The sequence below is a fragment of the Micromonospora sp. CNZ303 genome (genome assembly GCF_004345505.1).
This window is the reverse complement of the sequence record NZ_SLVT01000004.1, coordinates 321,651-338,373: the sequence shown is the minus strand read 5'-3', so window position 1 is coordinate 338,373 and position 16,723 is coordinate 321,651. Positions and strand designations below refer to the sequence as shown.

The following is a 16,723-nucleotide window of genomic DNA, read 5'->3' as shown; positions in this document are numbered from 1 at the left end:
CGGGCGTACCTCCGCTCGACGTGCCGGGGACCGGCGGTCCCGCCGGCGGACGAACCCGCTCAGCTCGCCCGGGGCCAGCGCGGCGCGGTGGCGGGGGGAGCCACCGGCCGGGCGGGGCCGGCGGGACGGGCGCCGGGCGCGACCGCGCGCGGGCCGCCCGGATGCCCGCCGGTGGTACATGCTGCGCGGCTGCCCGGCGCGGGGCCGGTCACCGTGAACGGGAACGGCACGTGCACGAAGGGGTTGCCGTGCCGCACCAGGGCGTCGATCTGCCGCTCGTTGAGCCCGTGCCGCGCCAGCACCCGCCGGCCCCAGCGGTGCAGCCGGCACGGGTACGTCGCGCCGTCGTTGCGGCACAGCGGCCCGGCCGGCCACTCCTCGGCGGCGTGCACCACCACCGCCCGGACCGCGAGCCGGACGTCCTCGGGGGTCAGGGGCGCCGGCACCGGCACCTCGCCCAGGATCTGGTCGATGGGATCCGTCGACTGCTCACCAACCCGCACGGCAGGCCTCCCGCGGCTCCGGCAGCGGTGCGGCTGACCCGCCGCACCGCATCCTCGGCGACTGGTACGGCCCCCGCCCCCGGAAGGTTCAATCGCGTCTCAGACGAGGCCGGCGTCGTGCACCAGCAGGGCGACCTGGACCCGGTTGTTGAGGCCCAGCTTCACCAGCAGCCGCGACACGTACGCCTTGACGGTCGCGACGCTCATGAACAGCTCGGCGGCGATCTCCGCGTTCGTCCGGCCCTGCCCGAGCGCGACCGCGACCTCGCGCTCCCGGTCGCTGAGCCCGGCGAGCAGCCGCAGCGCCCGCTCCCGGCGCGGGTCGGGGCCGCCCGCCGCGCCCGGCGCGGTCACGTGGTCGATCAGCCGGCGGGTCACCGCCGGGGAGAGCGTCGCCTCGCCCGCCGCCACCCGGCGCACCGCCCGCACGATCTCGGCCGGCGGGGTGTCCTTGAGCAGGAAGCCGCCGGCCCCGGCCCGCAACGCCCGGAGCACCTGCTCGTCGGCGTCGAAGGTGGTCAGCACCAGCACCTCGGGCGGGTCGGGCGACGCGCGCAGCGCCTCGGTGGCCGCGAGGCCGTCGAGCCGGGGCATCCGGATGTCCATCAGCACCACGTCCGGCGCGCAGGCGGCCACGGCGGCGGGCACCTCGCTGCCGTCGGCGGCCTCCCCGACCACGAGCAGGTCCGGCACCCCGCCGAGGATCATCGACAGGCCGGCCCGCACCAGCGCGTCGTCGTCGACGAGCAGCACCCGTACCGGCCGGCCGGGGTCGGGGCCCGGCCCGCTCACGCCGGCCACGGCAGCCAGGCGGCCAGCCGGAAGTCGCCCGCGTCGTCCCGCCCGTACTCCAGCCGGCCGCCGGCCAGGCTGACCCGCTCCGCGATGCCGACCAGGCCGGTGCCGGCGCCGGGGATCTCCGGGCCCGCGATGCCGCCGACCGGCCACCGGTTGCGGATCTCCACGGTCAGCCCGTCGCCGGGGGCGCCGGCCACGTCGACGGTGACCGCCGCGCCGGCGGCGTGCTTGCGGGCGTTGGTGAGCCCCTCCTGCACGATCCGGTAGACGCTGCGCCCCACCGCCGCGGGCACCCGCTCCGCCGAGGTGACCACCTCGCGGACGCCGATCCGCGCCCCGGCCGACCGGGACTCCTCGACGAGCGCCGGCAGATCGCCCAGGGTGGGCTGCGGGCGCTCGGGATCCTCCTCGGCGGTGGTCTCCGCGCGGAGCACCCCGATCACCTCGCGCAGATCCTGCAACGCGGCGTGGGCGCTGCCCCGGATCACCCCGGCCGCCCGCGCCACCTCCTCCGGCGGCGCGTCCGGCCGGAACTCCAGCGCGCCGGCGTGCAGGCTGAGCAGCGAGATCCGGTGTGCCAGCACGTCGTGCATCTCGCGGGCGATCCGGGTGCGCTCCAGGTGCCGGGCCTGCGCCACCCGCAACTGCTGCTCCGTCTCGGCCCGCTCGGCGCGCTCGCGCAGCGACACGACGAGCTGCCGCCGGGCCCGGACGAACATCCCCCAGGCCAGCACGGAGAGGCTGAGCACCACCCCCCAGGCGGTGGTCGCCCAGTACGACATCTGCGGGTCCGGGCGCAGGTAGCTGAAGGCGAAGTTGGTGACCAGACCGGCGGCGGTCAATCCCAGCGCGACGGCCGTGCGCCGGTGCACCACCACGGTGAAGTAGATGATCAGCAGCGGGATCGCCGCCGCCATCGAGAACAGGGTCAGCGGCACGGTCGCGACGGCGAGCCCCATCGGCCACCGGCGCCGCAGCCAGATCAGCGCGCAGCAGGCGAGCCCGAGCAGGGCGTCGGCCGGAACCATCCAGCGCTGCGGCAGCGGCGTGGCGAACTCCGGGTCGGCGGAGGCCGCGTCGGCCGTGGCGAGCAGGACCCAGCCGAGGGAGAGCAGGAAGCAGAAGCCGTCCACCACCCAGTCGCGGGTCGTGCGACGCGGCCCCAGCCCCACCCGCGCCGCCGGATCGACGCTCAGCGCCCCCGGCAGCAGCCAGGGGTGCTCCGGTACGGCGGCACTGGTCACGCGACCATGCTAGGCAGCCGCCCGGCGGGCCGACCAGCTACCAAAGTCGAGACCCTGGCGTCGACCAAGGTAGCCGCCGGACGAGACCGTCGGCCGCAGCGCACGACCGGGTGGCTCCGGCAGCGTGGCCGGCATGATCAGCGTGGAACACCTCACCAAACGGTACGGGCGGCACACCGCCGTCGACGACGTGTCGTTCCGCTGCGAGCCGGGCACCGTCACCGGCTTCCTGGGACCGAACGGCGCCGGCAAGTCCACCACCATGCGGATGATCTGCGGGCTCACCCCGCCCAGCGGCGGCGGCGCGACGGTCGGCGGCCGACCGTACCGGGAACTGCCCAACCCCGGGCGGGAGGTGGGCGTGCTGCTGGACGCCTCGGCCCAGCACGCCGGGCGCACCGGGCGGGAGGCGCTGACCGTGGCCGCGGCGACCATGGGCGTGGACCGCCGGCAGGTCGCCACCAAGCTCGACCTGGTCGGGCTGAACGAGGTCGCGGCGAAGCGCCGCCTCCGGGCGTACTCGTTGGGGATGCGGCAGCGGCTCGGCCTCGCGCACGCGCTGCTGGGCGACCCCCGGGTGCTGATCCTCGACGAGCCGGCCAACGGCCTGGACCCGGAGGGGATCTTCTGGATGCGCGGCCTGCTGCGCGACTTCGCCGACCGGGGCGGCACCGTCCTGCTCTCCTCCCACCTGCTGCGCGAGGTGGAGGCGGTCGCGGACCGGCTGGTGGTCATCGGTGGCGGCCGGATCGTGGCCCAGGGCGACAAGGCCGAGTTGCTGGCCGGCGGCGGGACGCTGGTGCGGGCCCGCGACGGCGGGGCGCTGCGCGGCGCGTTGCAGCGGGCCGGGCTGGCGGCCACCGAGGGCACCGAGGGGCTGCTGGTCCACGCCGACGCCGAGGCGGTCGGGCAGGCCGCCGCCGACGCCGGCGTCGCCCTCATCGAACTGCGGTCGGCCGGCAGCGGCGGCCTGGAACAGCTCTTCCTCACCCTGACCGCCGGCGCGTCGACCCAGGAGGCCGTCCGATGACCACCGCCACCACCGCCAGCCCGCCCACCACCGCCGCGCCCCAGCGCCACTCCGGCGTACGCCGGCCGTCGCTGCTCCGGCTCACCGGCGTGGAACTGCGCAAGCTCGTCGACACCCGGGCCGGGCTCTGGCTGCTGATCACCATCGGGCTGCTCGCCGCCGCCCTCGTGGTGGTCCAGTTGATCTGGTCGGACGACGCCGAGCAGACCTTCCCCAACTTCTTCCTCCCCTCGATGCTGCCGATCGGCCTGCTGCTGCCCGTGCTGGGCATCCTGTCGATCACCGGGGAGTGGTCCCAGCGTACGGCGCTCACCACGTTCGCCCTGGTGCCCCGGCGGGGCCGGGTGATCGTCGCGAAGCTGGTCGCGATGGTGCTGGCGGCCCTGGCGTCGGTGCTGGTGAGCCTCGGCGTGGCCGCCGCCGGCACGCTCGTCGCCGGGGCCACCGGCGGCGCCGGCACCTGGCGCATGGAGTGGGCCCTGGTGCTGCACGCCGTGGCGCTCCAGGTGGCCAACGTGCTGATGGGGGCCGGCTTCGGCCTGCTGCTGCTCAACACCCCGTTGGCGATCGTCGGCTACCTGCTGCTGCCGACCGCCTGGTCGATCCTCGGCGAGATGATCCGGCCGCTGCGCGGCCCGGCGGGCTGGCTGGACACGGGCCGGACCATGGAGCCGCTGCTCACGCCCGACGTGACCGCCGGGCAGTGGGGACGGTTCGCCGTGTCGCTGCTGGTCTGGCTGGCCGTGCCGCTGGTCGCGGGGCTGGTCCGGACGCTGCGGCGCGAGGTGTCCTGACGGTGGACGGCTACGGTGCGCCCACCGTCGTCGACGGCGGCGCGGCGGAACTGGCGATCCTCTGGGGCGGGTTCCCGGCACTCGGCGCGGGCGCCGGATGGCTGCTCGTCGCCGGCGCGGAGTGGGTCGCCGGGCTGTCCTGGGCTCCCGCGCAGGACCTGTTCGAGCTGGTCGCCCGGCTGCCGGACCCGCAGGCCGGCATCGGCGGGCTGGCCGTCGGCACGCTGGGCGGCCTGCTGGTCGCCGCCGTCGGCACCGCCGAACGACTCGCCGTCACCGTCGACACCGAACGGGTCCGGCTGCGCCGCGACCGCACGGACCGGCAGGTCGGGCGGCGACCGGTACGCGCCGTCTTCGTCGACGGCAAGGACCTGGTGCTGCTCGGCGCGGACGACGAGGAACTGGTCCGGGAGCGGTCGGACCTGGCCGTCGACCGGCTGCGCGACGCCTTCCGCGCGCACGGCTGGCCGTGGACCGACGGCGACCCGCACCGGGACGCGTACCGGCGGTGGGTGCCGGGCCTGCCGGGGCTGCCGACCGGCGCGGACGCGCTGCTGCGGGCCCGGCAGCGGGCCCTCGACGCCGACCGGGGCGGCGAGGCCCGGGAGCTGCGCGGCGAACTGGGCCGCACCGGGGTGGTGGTCCGCGACGACGGCCGGCGGCAGTACTGGCGGCTGACCCGTGCCGCCCCGCGCCCCCGGCCGGAGGACGCGACTTCGGCTGAGCCGGAGGTCGAGGGCCGGTAGCGTTGCTTCCGACGGGGCCCGGGGCACGGGGAGCGCGCGATGACCGAGCAGCAGCCGTACCGGGTGGTGGCCCGGCACCCTGGCTTCGAGCTGCGCCGCTACCCGCCCCACCTGGTTGCCGAGGTGCGGGCGGAGGGCGCGTTCGAGCAGGCCGCCCGGGACGCCTTCCGGCCGCTGGGCGCGTACCTGCGCGGTGCCAACCGCGCGCGGCGGTCGACCGCCCGGGAGACGGGCCCGCAGACGATCGCGATGACGGCCCCGTTCGTGCAGGAGGAGGGGGACCGGCCGGGCCACTGGCTGGTGTGGCTCGTGATGCCGGCGGGCCTCACCCCCGACACGCTGCCCGAGCCGGCGGACCCCCGGGTGTGCACCCGGATGGTCCCGGAGCAGCTCGCCGCCGCGACGCGCTTCGCTGGCCGCTGGACGGCCCGGGCGTTCGACCGGCGGGCGACCGCGCTGGGCCGGGCGGTCACCGCGGCCGGGCTGCGCCCCACCGGCGCGGTCCGGTACGCGCGCTTCGATCCGCCGTGGAAGCCGTGGTTCCTGCGCCACAACGAGGTCGTGCTGCCGATCGCCGAGTGAGCCGGGTGGGGCGGCCCGGCACGGGGCGCTCCCGGCCGGACCGGCGCGGCTACCCCCGCCGGGGTGCGCCCGCGGGCCGGGGCCGGGGGCTGGTCACCGACGCCAGCAGTTCGTCGAGGGCGTCGACCTCGGCCCAGCCGTTCACCGCGATCCGGCCGGCGGCGTCGACGGTCACCTCGACCCGGTCCGGGTTGTGCGACACCTCGTCGAGCAGTCCCGGGAAGCGGTCGTCGAGCAGCACGAACTCCTGGTTGGTGGAACCCACCCACGGCCGCCGGGTGTCGATCCGATCGGCCAGGAACGGCCCGGCGACGAGAAGGTCGGTCGCCGCCAGCAGCGCCGCGACGTCGTCCCGGCCGGCGTCGACCGCCCGGTCCAGCTGCGCCCTGGTGTAACCCGTGAAGGTCATCACCGAACGCCCGGCGGCGCGTACCCCGTCGGCGACGGCCGCCAGCGGGGCCGCCTGGTCGAAGGGCTCGCCGCCCAGCAGGGTCAGCCCCTCGGTGCCGGCGTCGAGCGCCCGGCGCACCAGGTCGGCGGGGGCGACCCGTTCCCCGCCACGGAAGCTCCACAGGTGCGGGTTGAAGCAGCCGGGGCAGCGGATGGCGCAGCCCTGCACCCAGACGGCGGTCCGCTCGCCCGGGCCCTCGGCGCGGGTGGCGGCCAGGAACCGCGCCACCGCCACCGTCTGCACCCCCACCGGCGGGCGCGGCCCGGGACCGTCGTCAGACATCGAGGACCCGGCCGGGTGGCGGCCGGTCGGGCGCCGGCCCGGCCGGCGGGACGCACTCCACGGCGTCGCGCAGGCGCGCGTACTCGTGAGGGGCCAGGTTGGCGGCGGCGGCGAACTCGGCCAGGCTGCCGAAGGACCCGCGCCGCTCCCGCTCGGCCAGCACCTGCCGGGCGCGCTGCGGGTCGAAGCCGGGCAGCGCCGCGAGGTCGCCCGGCCCGGCCGCGTTGACGTCGATCGGCGGTCCGGCCGGCTGCCCGGAGGCCGGCGCGTCCGGCTGCCCCGGGGCTGGCGCGTCCGGCTGCCAGGCAAGTGACGTGATCGGCCCGGTGGGAAAGGGGTCGACGGCCGGCGCCAACGTCGGGTCGGCCGCCAGCGGTGGATACCCCGTCGACGTGGGCGGGTACGCCGGCGACCCCGGCGGATAGGTTGACGACGCCGGCGGATAGGACGACGACGCGGGCGGATAGGCCGGTGACGCGGGCGGGTAGGACGACTCGGGCGGGTAGGACGACGCCCCCTGCGGGTACGCCGGCGAGCCCGGCGGATACGCGGGCGACGCGGGCGGGTACCCCGGCGGGTAGGCCGGGGACGGGTAGGCCGCCGTCGAACCGGGCTGATACGTCGGGGACATGCCCGGGTAGGGATGGGGGATCGGGCCGCCGGGAGCCGCCCCGGGCAGCGGAGCCAGCGGGTACGCGCCGCCGGGCCACGGCGTCGCCGCGAACCTGGCGCGGCGGTCCGTGAGCCAGCGCAGCCACGCCGGATTGATCAGCGCGGCGTGCAGGATGCTGGCCACCCACACGGCCAGGAGCACGCCGACCGCCCAGTCGCTGAGGGCGCTCTCCTGGTCCGACTCGCCGACGACGAGGAACGCCGCCGAGCCCACCACGGTGTAGAAGATGCCGGGGAGCCACCACGCCGCGCGCTGGGCCCGCAGGCCCACGTAGACGAATCCGAGGCCGCCGAGGCAGCTGCACCCGAGCACGGGCAGCAACAGCCACCAGCTCTGCAACACCTGCCACGTCGGGCTCGGCCGGGGGACGGCCGGGGGCGGCCAGCCGGGGCTAGGCGCGTTCGACATCGCGCTGCTCCTGCCGCTCGGGCACGGCGGCGCGGTCGCGGTCGGCGGTGTACGCGCTGCGTACCGTGCGGGCCGCCAGCAGGTCCTCCAGCACGGCGATGTAGTCGAGGCACCCGTCGCCGAGCACGTCCCTGGTCTCGGCGCTCACGACGCCCTCGCTGGTCACGGTGACCACGATCCGCGGCTGCCCGCCCATCACGACCTGCCCTCGACGGCGAACACCAGGCGGACGCTCGCGTCCTCGGTGACCTGTTCGGACTCCAGCCGCAGCCCGGCGGCGGGGGCCTGCTCGCGCAGCCGCTCCAGCACGGCCCGCTGGACCTGCCGCCCGTACGCGGCGTCGATGGCCCGGACCGCCTCGACGGCCCGCGGCTCGTCGACCTCGCCCGTGAAGTGTGCCGACCAGATGCCGTCCTCGCCGCGCCGGAAGCCGGCCCGCACGTCGGCCCAGTCCGCGATGACGGCGTCCGGTTCGGTGGTGACCACCGCGCCGGTGTCGCGCAGCGCGGCGACGAGCAGCGTCTCGTCCCGCATCCGGGTCTGCACCTGGCAGACGACGCGCCCCTGTCCGTCCCGTCCGGCGGTCGCGGCGTGCGTCGCGGCGACGGCGGCGACGGCCAGCGGCAGGAGAATCAGTGAGACGCTCATCGGGGCCCCCTCCCTCGGTTTCGACCCACAGACTAGAACTCGACCGCTCGCCCGCCCTGCCCCCGTTGCTGCCCCGGACCGCCGGGGCGGGAACCGCCCGGGCCGAGGGGACGACCGCCGAGGTCCCAGTCCTCGGCGGCGGTGGCGGCGACGGCGCGGGCGTCGGCCCAGGAGCGTACGGCGTCGATGCGTTCCGCCTGGGTGACGCTGAGCGGCACCATGCTGACCAGGGCCCGGACCAGGTCGTCGCGGCGCAGCGGACGCCGTTCGGCGAAGGCGTCGAAGAGCCCGCCGACGACGGCCTGCTCGATCTCGGCCCCCGAGTAGCCCTCGCTGAGCCCGGCGAGTTCGCCGAGCAGGGCGTCGTCGGGCGTCAGGGCGCCGGCGACGGCCGGGTTGCGCAGCCGCCGGGCGAGGTGGACCCGCCAGATCGACGCGCGCTCCGCGCGGGTCGGCAGGTCGACGAAGAAGATCTCGTCGAAGCGGCCCTTGCGGAGCAGTTCCGGGGGCAGCCGTTCGAAGTCGTTGGCGGTCGCGATGACGAAGACGGGCCGGGACTTCTCCTGCATCCAGGTCAGGAAGGAGCCGAAGACCCGGGCGGAGGTGCCGGAGTCGTTGGCCCCGCCGACGAAGCCCTTCTCGATCTCGTCGACCCACAGCACGCAGGGCGCGGTCGCCTCGGCGGTCCGGATGGCGGTGCGCATGTTCTGCTCACTCGACCCGACGAGCCCGGCGAAGACCCGGCCGACGTCCAGCCGCAGCAGCGGCAGGCCCCAGGCCGAGGCGATCGCCTTCGCGGTCAGCGACTTGCCGCAGCCGGGCACGCCGGTGATCAGGACGCCCCGGGGCGCGGGCAGCCCGTACGCCGCCGCCTCGGCCAGCCAGGAACCGTCCCGCTTGGCCAGCCAGCGCTTGAGGTTCTCCAGCCCGCCGACGTCGGCGAGGTCCACCGGGGGGTCGACGAACTCCAGCAGCCCCGACTTGCGTACGGTCTGCCGCTTCTCCTCGTGCACGACCGCGAGGTCTCTGCCGTCGAGCACGCCGTCGTTGACCATGGCGCGGGCGAACGCGTTCTCCGCCTCGTGCAGGGTGAGCCCGAGGGCCGCCTTGGCGAGGCGTTCCCGGCCGAGGTCGTCCAGGGCGATCCGGATCCGGCCGCCGGCGGAGTTGGCGGCGATCATGCCGTCGAGCACCCGCCGGATCTCCGTCTCGGTGGGCAGCGGGAAGTCGACGATAGTCACGTCCTTCTCCAGCTCCACCGGGATGTGCAGCACCGGCGAGACCAGGACGAGGGTGCGCGGCACCGGGCCGGCCTTGAAGGCCGCCACCACGTCCCGCAGCCGGCGGACCACGCCGGGGGTGCCCGGCCGGTCGCTGCTGCCGTGCGCCGGGTGCAGGTCCTTGAAGATCAGCACGCTGGGGTGGTCGAGGCGCAGCACGGCGGCCAGCGCGTCCTCCGGGTCGGTGGTGCCCTTGCGGGCGACGCCGTCGGGCTGCACGAGCCCCGTCGTCAGCGACCAGGTCCACACCGCCCGGGGCGTGCGGACGAGGGTGGCGTCCCGGGCGACGGCGCAGACCTCGGCGACCACCCGCTGTTCCTCGGACGACTCGACGTAGAGGACCGGGAAGCGCGCCTTGAGCATCTGCGACAGTGCGTCACGGAACGGCACCACCACCGTCGCCCCCTCCCACCCCCGACCCAAGAGCAGCGCAGACTCTAACAGCCCCGCCCACCGCCCACTCCGACGTCGATCATGAGGTGGCATCCACTGGTCGTGGAGGCGGACGGTGCCGGTGGAGGTACGTGTGAAGGCGGACCGCCGGAGCGGGTGTCGCGCCGGTCCGCCGGCCCGCTACCGTTCCCGGTCTGGGGAGGTGCCGGTGTACGTCGTATCGGTGATCAACTACAAGGGCGGGGTCGGCAAGACCACCGTGACCGCCAACCTCGGTGCCGAGCTGGCCAACCGCGGGATGAAGGTGCTGCTCATCGACCTCGATCCGCAGGCCAGCCTCACCTTCGGCTTCTACGACCCCGACGACTGGCGGGACCGGCTGCGCGACGGCCGGACGGTGAAGCGCTGGTACGACGGCCTGCGCGGGGACACCCCCGCGACGACCCTGGGCGAGCTGGTCGTCTCCCCCGGCCCGGCCAACGCGCGACTCAGCGGCGCCGGCCGCCTCGACCTGATCGCGTCCCACCTCCAGCTCGTCGACATCGACCTGGCGCTGGCCCGGGCGGTGGCCGACGGCGACGAGTACGACGCCGAGCTGTTCCGGGTGCGCGGCTCCCTGGCCGAGGGGCTGCACGACGACGCGCTCGGCGGCTACGACATGGTGCTGATCGACTGCCCGCCGAACTTCAACGTGGTCACCCAGTCGGCCATCATCGCCAGCGACCACCTGCTCATTCCGGCCAAGGCCGACTACCTGTCCACGCTGGGCATCGACTACCTGCACGGCAACGTCCGGGAACTGGTCGACCAGTACAACGCCGACGCCCGCCGGTTCGCCACCACCCGCCGGCACCACAAGGTCGCCCCCGACGTGGCCGGCGTGGTGTTCACGATGATCCAGCTCATGGCGCAGCGGCCGATCGCCGCCCACCAGGGCTACATGGACCAGGTCCGGGCGCTCGGCCTGCCGGTCTTCCCCACCCCGCTGCGGGAGAACGTCACCGTGTTCGCCACGAACACCCCGCGCGGCGTGCCCGTGGTGCTCCGCGACCGGATCGCCACCCCGGCGGTCCGCGACGAGCTGCGCCGGCTCGCCACCGAGTTCCTCGACCACCTCCAGCCCGAGCGGGCCGGGGCGTGACCGACCCGACCCGCGACGTCACCGCCCTGGTGACCGCGCTGCTCCGGGGGCTGCCCGCCGCCGACCTCGCCGCCCTGGAGGAGGGGCGGGCCCGGCTCGCGGTGGTGCCGGTCGACCCGGCCCCACCGCCCGCCGGAGCCGCCCCCGCCGGGCGCCCGACCACGGCACGCGCCGACCGGCCCAGTCCCGCCGGGCACCCGGCCGCCTTGTCCGCCGACCGGACCGCCCCCGCCGGGCACCCGGCCGCCGAATCCGCCGACCGGGGCGGCGTCCCCGCGCGCCCGTCAGCCCGGCGGGCGGCGTCCGCGCCGGATCCGGTGGCGGCCCGGGCCGCGCTGGCGGCCATGTCCCGCCGCGACGACGGTACGGCGTACCTCTCCGGCTGGACCGCCCGCGACCTGCGGGTGCTCGCCACGAGCCTGGAGTTGCGCGGCGTCGCCGGGCTGCGGAAGGCGGACCTGGTCGCCCGCATCGTCGACCGCACCATCGGCTTCCGCCTCGCCTCCGCCGCCATCCGCCGGCTCTGACGCCGGACCCCGCCATCCGCCGGCTCCGACGCCGGACCGGAGCGGACGGCGTCTCCGGCATCCGCGGGTCCCGGGCCGGTGGGTCAGCCGGTCGTGCAGGCCAGTCCGTCGAGGGTGAAGCCGGCCGGCCGGTCGTTGCTCGTGGACCACGCGGCGAGGAAGCCGAACTCGACCGTCCCGCCGGCGGGCAGGGCGGAGTTCCAGGACGTGGGGGTGACCGACACGTCCGGGCCGTCCTGCCGGACCGTGCCGTTCCAGAGCTGGCTGATCCGCTGCCCGTCCGGGAACCGCCAGCGCACCGTCCAGCCGTCGTGCGCCCGCCCACCGGTGTTGGTGATCCTGACGCTCGCCTGGAAGCCACCCGGCCACTGGTTGGAGACGCTGTACGTCGCCCGGCAGGCGTCCGGCCCCCCGGTCGGCGAGACCGTCGGGCTGACGGTCGGCGAAACGGTCGGGCTGGCGGTCGGCGAGACCGTCGGGCTGACCGTCGGCGTCGGGGTCGGGTTGATCCGGGTCGGGTCGACGATCCCCCAGTACGCCGGCTTGGCCTGCAACTCCGTGTCGAACAGCAGCGGCGCGTCCTTGCGGGCCACCGGGAAGGTGTCCAGCCAGGTGTCGTCGTCCGCCAGCCCCCACAGGGTCACCGAGGTCAACTCGTCGGCGTAGCGGCGGTAGAGGGCGAACAGGTCCCGGTAGCGGTACGCCTGGGTGAGCAGCCGGTCGGCCGGCGGGGTGGGGAAGGACTCGCTGTTGTTGACGTAGATGCTGACGTCCATCTCGGTGACCTGCTGCTCGACCCCGAGCGGGACGAACGCCTGGAGCATCGCCTCGGTCTCGGCGATCGACGGCCACTGGACGTTGACGTGCATCTGGTGCCCGACGCCGTCGATCGGCACCCCTTCGGCGCGCAGCTGACTCACCAGGTCGCGCAGCTTGTCGCGCTTGGCCGGCACGTTGGTGTTGTAGTCGTTGATGTAGAGCTTGGCCGTCGGCGCGACCTCCCGGGCCACCCGGAACGCGGTCCGCAGGTAGTCCAGCCCGCTGATCTCGTGCCAGCGGCTGCGCCGCAGCCCGTCGGACTGGTTCTCGTCGATCACCTCGTTGGCGACGTCCCAGACCCCGATGGCGTCGCCGTAGCGGCCGACGACCGCGCGGATGTGCGCCTCCAGCCGGGACAGCAGCAGTGCCTTGTCGGCCGGGTCCGAGGTCAGCGGGGTGCCGTCGGTGTCGGTGAAGACCCAGGCCGGGGTCTGCTGGTGCCAGACGAGGGTGTGTCCGCGTACCGCCAGGTTGTTGTCCGTGGCGAAGCCGACCTGCGCGTCGGCGTCGGCCCACCGGAAGGTGCCCTCGGTCGGCTGGGTGGCGTCCCACTTGAGCGCGTTGCCCGGGGTGACCGTGTCGAAGTGCCGGCGCAGCAGGGTGGCCTGGTCGCCGATGATCTGCCGGTTGCCGATCGCCGCCCCGATCGGGAAGTCGGCGGCCAGCACCTCACGCAGGGCGGGGATGTCGGTCTGCACCGGCTTGGTCGGCTGGTACGCCATGGTGAAGTCGTCGATGTGCAGGTCGGCGGTCCCGCTGGCGGTCTCCACGTACGCCGACAGCCCGTCCACGTCGTGCGCGAGCACGTACGTGCCGGTGAGCCGGACCCAGGCGTCGGCGGTGACGGCGGTGTCGCCCACCACCTGGTCGTAGGCGGAGGTGCCGCCGGAGTCGCGCTGCACGCTGAGCCGGACCTGGCCGGGCGACTGGCCGGCGGCCAGCCGCACCCACACCGTCAGCGTGTAGCGGGTGCCCTTGACCATCTCGTCGAGCAGGTCGAGGGCGGGACCCTGCCAGCTCGCGGTGCGGCCGGAGGCGAGCAGGCTGCGGGTGCCGCCGTGGGCTACGGCGGTGCTGACCGCGACGGTCTCCCCGGCCCGGGGCCGGAAGCCCTGGGTGGTGCCGTCCTCGAAGGTGGCGTCGAGCACCACGACGGGGTCGGCGGCGCGGGCGGGCGGGCTGGTCAGTGGAACGGCGGCGGCCACGGCGACGGTGGCGAGGCAGGCCAGGGCCAGCAGCCCCGGCAGAAGGCGGTGACGGCGCGTCCAGGGAGCGCGCATGGCGGTGTCCTTCCGGTACGGATGGGTGCGCGCGGACCGCTGGGCGAGGTTCTCGCGGAGGCGGTCGCACGCCGGTCGACCGGCATGAGCCCGCATGCCGGTGTCCGTGGTCCCGCTCCGCTCGCGGCACCCGTCGCCGGGCGCCGCTGTCGAGAACCGATGGTACGGATCACGGACCCGGCACTCCAGCGCGGTGTGCTGAGCATCGGGCCCCGCCCCGGCGACGACGGCCGCGACCGATGTCGACCCACGCCCTAGGCTGGCCCGTACCGGCGGGTCGAGGAGGTCGTGTGGACAGGTGGGTCGCGTTGCTGCGCGGGGTCAACGTCGGTGGCGCGAAGGTCGCCATGGCCGACCTGCGCCGGCTGGTCACCGGCCTCGGCCACCAGGACGTGCGGACGTACCTGCAGAGCGGGAACGTGGTCTTCGGCAGCACCGTGCGCGACGCCGACGCGCTGGCGCGGGGCATCGAGCGGGCCATCGCCGACGAGCTGGGGCTGACGGTGCCGGTGCTGGTGCGCAGCGGCCGGGAACTGGCGGCGGTGGCCGGCGGCAACCCGTACGCCGGGCGGGAGGACGACCCCACGCGGCTGATGGTGGTCTTCCTCGCGACCACGCCCGACCCGGCCGCCGTGGCCGCCCTGACCGTGCCCGACGGCGAGAACGTCGCGTTCACGGTCACCGGTCGCGAGGTCTACCTGCACCATCCCGACGGCGGCTACGGCCGGTCGAAGTTCACCAACAACCACCTGGAGAAGAAGCTCGGCGTGGTGGCGACCACCCGCAACTGGCGCTCGGTGCGGGCGCTGGCCGACATGTCGGCGAGCTGAGCCCTCGCCGCCGGTCCCGCGGCCGACCGGGGCGCGACGACGGGCCGGGACTGCCGCCCGCGGCCCGTCGCGCGTCGATCAGAAGTGGTACGCGGTGTGGTACTCCGGCACGATCACCCGGCTGCGCGGGGAGACCCGGCGGATGGCGGCGAGGAACGCGTCCAGCCGCTCGCGGTCCGTCGGCGCCACGGGCACGGGGTTGCGCAGCTCGGTCTCGAAGTTGTCGAAGTGCACCGGCACCACGACCTTCGGCCGGTCCAGCGCGTCGAGCAGCCGCTCGGCGTAGTCGGCGGTGACCGTGGTGCTCGGCAGCGCCAGCATGGCCACGTCGGGGGCCAGTCCCGTCAGGTTCCGCTCGGCGAAGTCACTCGCGCCCATGAAGAAGACCGACGGGCCGCCGGGCACCCGCAGCTGGTACGCGAGGGTGTCGCCCTCGGGCAGGTCGGCGATGGTCTCCGGCTTCGCCGGCTGGCTGACCCGTACGCCGGGGAAGGCCATCGAGTACGACTTGTTGCGGCTGTGCAGGGAGCTGACCACCTCCACCGTGTACCCGCCGAAGTCCAGCACCTCCCCGCCGCGCACCGCGCTGAGCTGCCCCGACGGCAGCCCGTACGCCAGCCCGACGTGGTAGGCGGTCAGCGTGCCGAAGACCCGGGCGCCGGTGCGGCCGGCGATGTGCGGCACGTCCATGTAGTGGTCCCAGTGGGTGTGCGTGACGAGCACCGTCTCGGCCCGGTCCACCAGGGAGTCCACGACGTCGGTGCGGACCTCCAGCTTCCTGGTCTGGTCGAAGGCGCCCCTGAACAGCCCCGTGTCGATCCGGCTGAGGAAGGGGTCGACCAGGACGGTCCGGTCGCCGACATCGATGCGCCAGGCGGACGTACCCCACCAGCGGAAGCTGACCGGGCCGCTCCGGCGGCCGGCCGGTGCGGCGGCGACCGGCGGCGCGGCGTGTGCCGGGCCGGTCAGGGCGGCGCCGGCGAGCCCGCCGGCGGATACCAGCGCGGTGCTGGCGGCGGCGTCGCGGAGGAAGCGGCGGCGGTCGATGTTGGGCATGCGGAACTCTCCCCGTCGTGGTGCTGATCGGTCGGTGCCGAGCCAATCAGCACGACCCCCGCCAGGTCCAAGATCCTCGGCCGACACGATCGATACCCACCGGCATATCGGGCCAGCTCAGCCGGGTCGACGGCAGCGCCTCGCGCCCGAAAGATCAACCGGCGCGCAGCCCCTCGACGGCGGCTCGGGCAGCCTGACCCATCGCCAGGTCCACGTCGATGCGGCGGGTGGCGAGCTGCGTGGCGCGGACGAAGACGGCGACGGCGTACCGCCCGCCGTCCGGGTACTCGGCCACGCCCGCCTCCAGGTGCAGGCCCGGCAGGGTGCCGGTCTTGCCGGTCACCCGCACGCCCGGCGGGAAGCCGGTGGCCAGCCGGGTCCAGAAGAGCTGCCGGGCCATCCAGCCCCGGACCATCGCGCACGCCTCGGGCGGGCCCGCCTCGTCGCGCCAGATCAGGCCGAGCAGCCGGGTGATCTCCCGGGCGGTGCTCGACGTGGTGTGCGCGGGGTCGAACATCCGCATCGCGCGGACCCGCTCGGGTGGCAGCGTGGGGAAGATCCGGGCGAAGTCCGCCTCCGTACGCGCGCCGACGTCGGCGAGCATCGTCTCGACCAGCTGCCGGGGGCCGCCGACGATCCGGGTACGCGGCAGCCCCAGCTCGGCGGCGAGCATCGGCAGCACGTCCGCCCCGACCCGGCGCAGCAGCAGGTCGGCGGCGGTGTTGTCGCTGACCGACATGGCGAAGTAGGCAAGGTCCCGCAGCGACACCTCGGCGTCGTCGGCGCAGCCGGCGATCCCCCACCCGCCGAGCCGGTCGTCGGCGGTGACGAGGACCCGTTCCCGGGGGTCGAGCTGGCCGGCGACGACCTGCCGGGCGAACTCCAGCACCAGCAGCACCTTGAAGATCGAGGCGATCACCACCTGCTCGTCCGCCCGGACCGCCACTTCCCGCCGGCCGTCGGGCTCCCCCGTACCGGCACCGCCGCCGGCCGCGTCGAGGTCGACGACGTGCAGGCAGCCGGTGACCCCGGCCCGCTCGAAGATCTCCACGATCCGCTCCGCCACCACACCGCGCACGGTAGCCGCTGCCCCGCCCCCGCCGCCGCCCGCCGACCCCTGGACGCCGACGCCCGACGCCCAGCGCTCGGCGCTCGGCGCTCGGCGCTCGGCGCTCGGCGCTCGGCGCTCGGCGCTCGGCGCTCGGCGCTCGGCGCTCGGCGCTCGGCGCTCGGCGCTG

18 protein-coding genes are annotated in these 16,723 nt (G+C 75.4%); 7 read left to right on the top strand and 11 right to left on the bottom strand.

Going from position 1 to position 16,723, the window contains the following annotated elements; translation table 11 throughout:
* Positions 1–59: 59 nt before the first annotated feature.
* The 3 genes from EV374_RS09895 to EV374_RS09885 all read right to left on the bottom strand — a co-directional run bounded on the left by EV374_RS09895 (position 60) and on the right by EV374_RS09885 (position 2,545).
* On the bottom strand, positions 60–503 hold the full coding sequence (locus EV374_RS09895) for a hypothetical protein (RefSeq protein WP_132233786.1): 444 nt from the start codon (positions 501–503) through the stop codon (positions 60–62).
* Between the two features lie 99 nt (positions 504–602).
* Positions 603–1,313 (bottom strand): response regulator transcription factor, encoded by a 711-nt coding sequence (locus tag EV374_RS09890; RefSeq protein ID WP_132234007.1) that lies wholly within the window; start codon positions 1,311–1,313, stop codon positions 603–605.
* A complete protein-coding gene (locus tag EV374_RS09885) occupies positions 1,292–2,545 on the bottom strand; it encodes a histidine kinase (RefSeq protein ID WP_132233784.1) in 1,254 nt (417 codons plus the stop codon). Before EV374_RS09885 ends, EV374_RS09890 begins: the two co-directional genes overlap by 22 nt.
* 133 nt (positions 2,546–2,678) lie before the next feature.
* On the opposite strand from EV374_RS09885, the gene EV374_RS09880 reads away from it, so the two are divergent.
* Genes EV374_RS09880 through EV374_RS09865 form a run of 4 tightly spaced genes read left to right on the top strand, consistent with a single transcriptional unit; the run spans position 2,679 to position 5,697 of the window.
* Entirely contained in the window at positions 2,679–3,575 is an 897-nt protein-coding gene (locus EV374_RS09880) for an ATP-binding cassette domain-containing protein (protein WP_132233782.1), read from the top strand.
* Positions 3,572–4,369: an ABC-2 transporter permease gene (locus tag EV374_RS09875; protein ID WP_132233780.1), complete on the top strand. Its 798-nt coding sequence runs from the start codon at positions 3,572–3,574 to the stop codon at positions 4,367–4,369. The genes EV374_RS09880 and EV374_RS09875 overlap by 4 nt, the downstream gene beginning before the upstream one ends.
* A gap of 2 nt (positions 4,370–4,371) precedes the next feature.
* Positions 4,372–5,115, top strand: coding sequence for a YqeB family protein (locus EV374_RS09870; RefSeq protein WP_132233778.1), 744 nt, complete (start codon positions 4,372–4,374; stop codon positions 5,113–5,115).
* A 39-nt stretch (positions 5,116–5,154) separates the two neighbouring features.
* Complete coding sequence (locus EV374_RS09865) at positions 5,155–5,697, top strand: SOUL family heme-binding protein (protein WP_132233776.1); 543 nt, start codon at positions 5,155–5,157, stop codon at positions 5,695–5,697.
* Between the two features lie 49 nt (positions 5,698–5,746).
* Here the strand turns inward: EV374_RS09865 and EV374_RS09860 are convergent, their stop codons facing one another.
* The 5 genes from EV374_RS09860 to EV374_RS09840 are packed head-to-tail and all read right to left on the bottom strand — an operon-like array spanning position 5,747 to position 9,835.
* A complete protein-coding gene (locus EV374_RS09860) occupies positions 5,747–6,430 on the bottom strand; it encodes a 4Fe-4S single cluster domain-containing protein (protein WP_132233774.1) in 684 nt (227 codons plus the stop codon).
* The gene (locus tag EV374_RS09855; protein WP_132233772.1) at positions 6,423–7,511 is read right to left on the bottom strand and encodes a helix-hairpin-helix domain-containing protein; all 1,089 of its coding nucleotides are present in this window, start codon (positions 7,509–7,511) and stop codon (positions 6,423–6,425) included. Before EV374_RS09855 ends, EV374_RS09860 begins: the two co-directional genes overlap by 8 nt.
* On the bottom strand, positions 7,495–7,707 hold the full coding sequence (locus tag EV374_RS09850) for a DUF2997 domain-containing protein (RefSeq protein ID WP_132233770.1): 213 nt from the start codon (positions 7,705–7,707) through the stop codon (positions 7,495–7,497). Before EV374_RS09850 ends, EV374_RS09855 begins: the two co-directional genes overlap by 17 nt.
* Positions 7,707–8,159 carry a hypothetical protein gene (locus EV374_RS09845; RefSeq protein WP_132233768.1) on the bottom strand — a complete coding sequence of 151 codons (453 nt, stop codon included), beginning with the start codon at positions 8,157–8,159 and terminating at the stop codon, positions 7,707–7,709. The genes EV374_RS09850 and EV374_RS09845 overlap by 1 nt, the downstream gene beginning before the upstream one ends.
* A gap of 32 nt (positions 8,160–8,191) precedes the next feature.
* Complete coding sequence (locus EV374_RS09840) at positions 8,192–9,835, bottom strand: AAA family ATPase (protein WP_132234005.1); 1,644 nt, start codon at positions 9,833–9,835, stop codon at positions 8,192–8,194.
* Positions 9,836–10,040: 205 nt separating this feature from the next.
* Between EV374_RS09840 and EV374_RS09835 the strand changes: the two genes are divergently transcribed.
* Together EV374_RS09835 and EV374_RS09830 are read left to right on the top strand one after the other, a co-directional pair.
* Positions 10,041–10,973: a ParA family protein gene (locus EV374_RS09835; protein ID WP_132233766.1), complete on the top strand. Its 933-nt coding sequence runs from the start codon at positions 10,041–10,043 to the stop codon at positions 10,971–10,973.
* Positions 10,970–11,500: a Rho termination factor N-terminal domain-containing protein gene (locus tag EV374_RS09830; protein ID WP_132233764.1), complete on the top strand. Its 531-nt coding sequence runs from the start codon at positions 10,970–10,972 to the stop codon at positions 11,498–11,500. The genes EV374_RS09835 and EV374_RS09830 overlap by 4 nt, the downstream gene beginning before the upstream one ends.
* A gap of 83 nt (positions 11,501–11,583) precedes the next feature.
* On the opposite strand, the gene EV374_RS09825 is transcribed toward EV374_RS09830, so the two are convergent.
* Positions 11,584–13,599, bottom strand: coding sequence for an endo-1,4-beta-xylanase (locus tag EV374_RS09825; RefSeq protein ID WP_132233762.1), 2,016 nt, complete (start codon positions 13,597–13,599; stop codon positions 11,584–11,586).
* Positions 13,600–13,889: 290 nt separating this feature from the next.
* Between EV374_RS09825 and EV374_RS09820 the strand changes: the two genes are divergently transcribed.
* Positions 13,890–14,429 (top strand): DUF1697 domain-containing protein, encoded by a 540-nt coding sequence (locus tag EV374_RS09820; RefSeq protein ID WP_132233760.1) that lies wholly within the window; start codon positions 13,890–13,892, stop codon positions 14,427–14,429.
* A gap of 78 nt (positions 14,430–14,507) precedes the next feature.
* On the opposite strand, the gene EV374_RS09815 is transcribed toward EV374_RS09820, so the two are convergent.
* Both EV374_RS09815 and EV374_RS09810 read right to left on the bottom strand, forming a co-directional pair.
* The gene (locus EV374_RS09815; RefSeq protein WP_132233758.1) at positions 14,508–15,485 is read right to left on the bottom strand and encodes an MBL fold metallo-hydrolase; all 978 of its coding nucleotides are present in this window, start codon (positions 15,483–15,485) and stop codon (positions 14,508–14,510) included.
* 154 nt (positions 15,486–15,639) lie between these two features.
* Positions 15,640–16,536, bottom strand: a complete 897-nt coding sequence (locus tag EV374_RS09810) for a serine hydrolase (protein WP_486485682.1) — start codon at positions 16,534–16,536, stop codon at positions 15,640–15,642.
* Positions 16,537–16,723: the final 187 nt, after the last annotated feature.

Bases quoted from the DNA above. Each gene is read 5' to 3' on its own strand.
- EV374_RS09880 (WP_132233782.1), top strand. From the start codon at position 2,679: ATGATCAGCGTGGAACACCTCACCAAACGGTACGGGCGGCACACCGCC.
- EV374_RS09875 (WP_132233780.1), top strand. From the start codon at position 3,572: ATGACCACCGCCACCACCGCCAGCCCGCCCACCACCGCCGCGCCCCAG.
- EV374_RS09865 (WP_132233776.1), top strand. From the start codon at position 5,155: ATGACCGAGCAGCAGCCGTACCGGGTGGTGGCCCGGCACCCTGGCTTC.
- EV374_RS09860 (WP_132233774.1), bottom strand. From the start codon at position 6,430: ATGTCTGACGACGGTCCCGGGCCGCGCCCGCCGGTGGGGGTGCAGACG.
- EV374_RS09855 (WP_132233772.1), bottom strand. From the start codon at position 7,511: ATGTCGAACGCGCCTAGCCCCGGCTGGCCGCCCCCGGCCGTCCCCCGG.
- EV374_RS09850 (WP_132233770.1), bottom strand. From the start codon at position 7,707: ATGGGCGGGCAGCCGCGGATCGTGGTCACCGTGACCAGCGAGGGCGTC.
- EV374_RS09845 (WP_132233768.1), bottom strand. From the start codon at position 8,159: ATGAGCGTCTCACTGATTCTCCTGCCGCTGGCCGTCGCCGCCGTCGCC.
- EV374_RS09825 (WP_132233762.1), bottom strand. From the start codon at position 13,599: ATGCGCGCTCCCTGGACGCGCCGTCACCGCCTTCTGCCGGGGCTGCTG.
- EV374_RS09815 (WP_132233758.1), bottom strand. From the start codon at position 15,485: ATGCCCAACATCGACCGCCGCCGCTTCCTCCGCGACGCCGCCGCCAGC.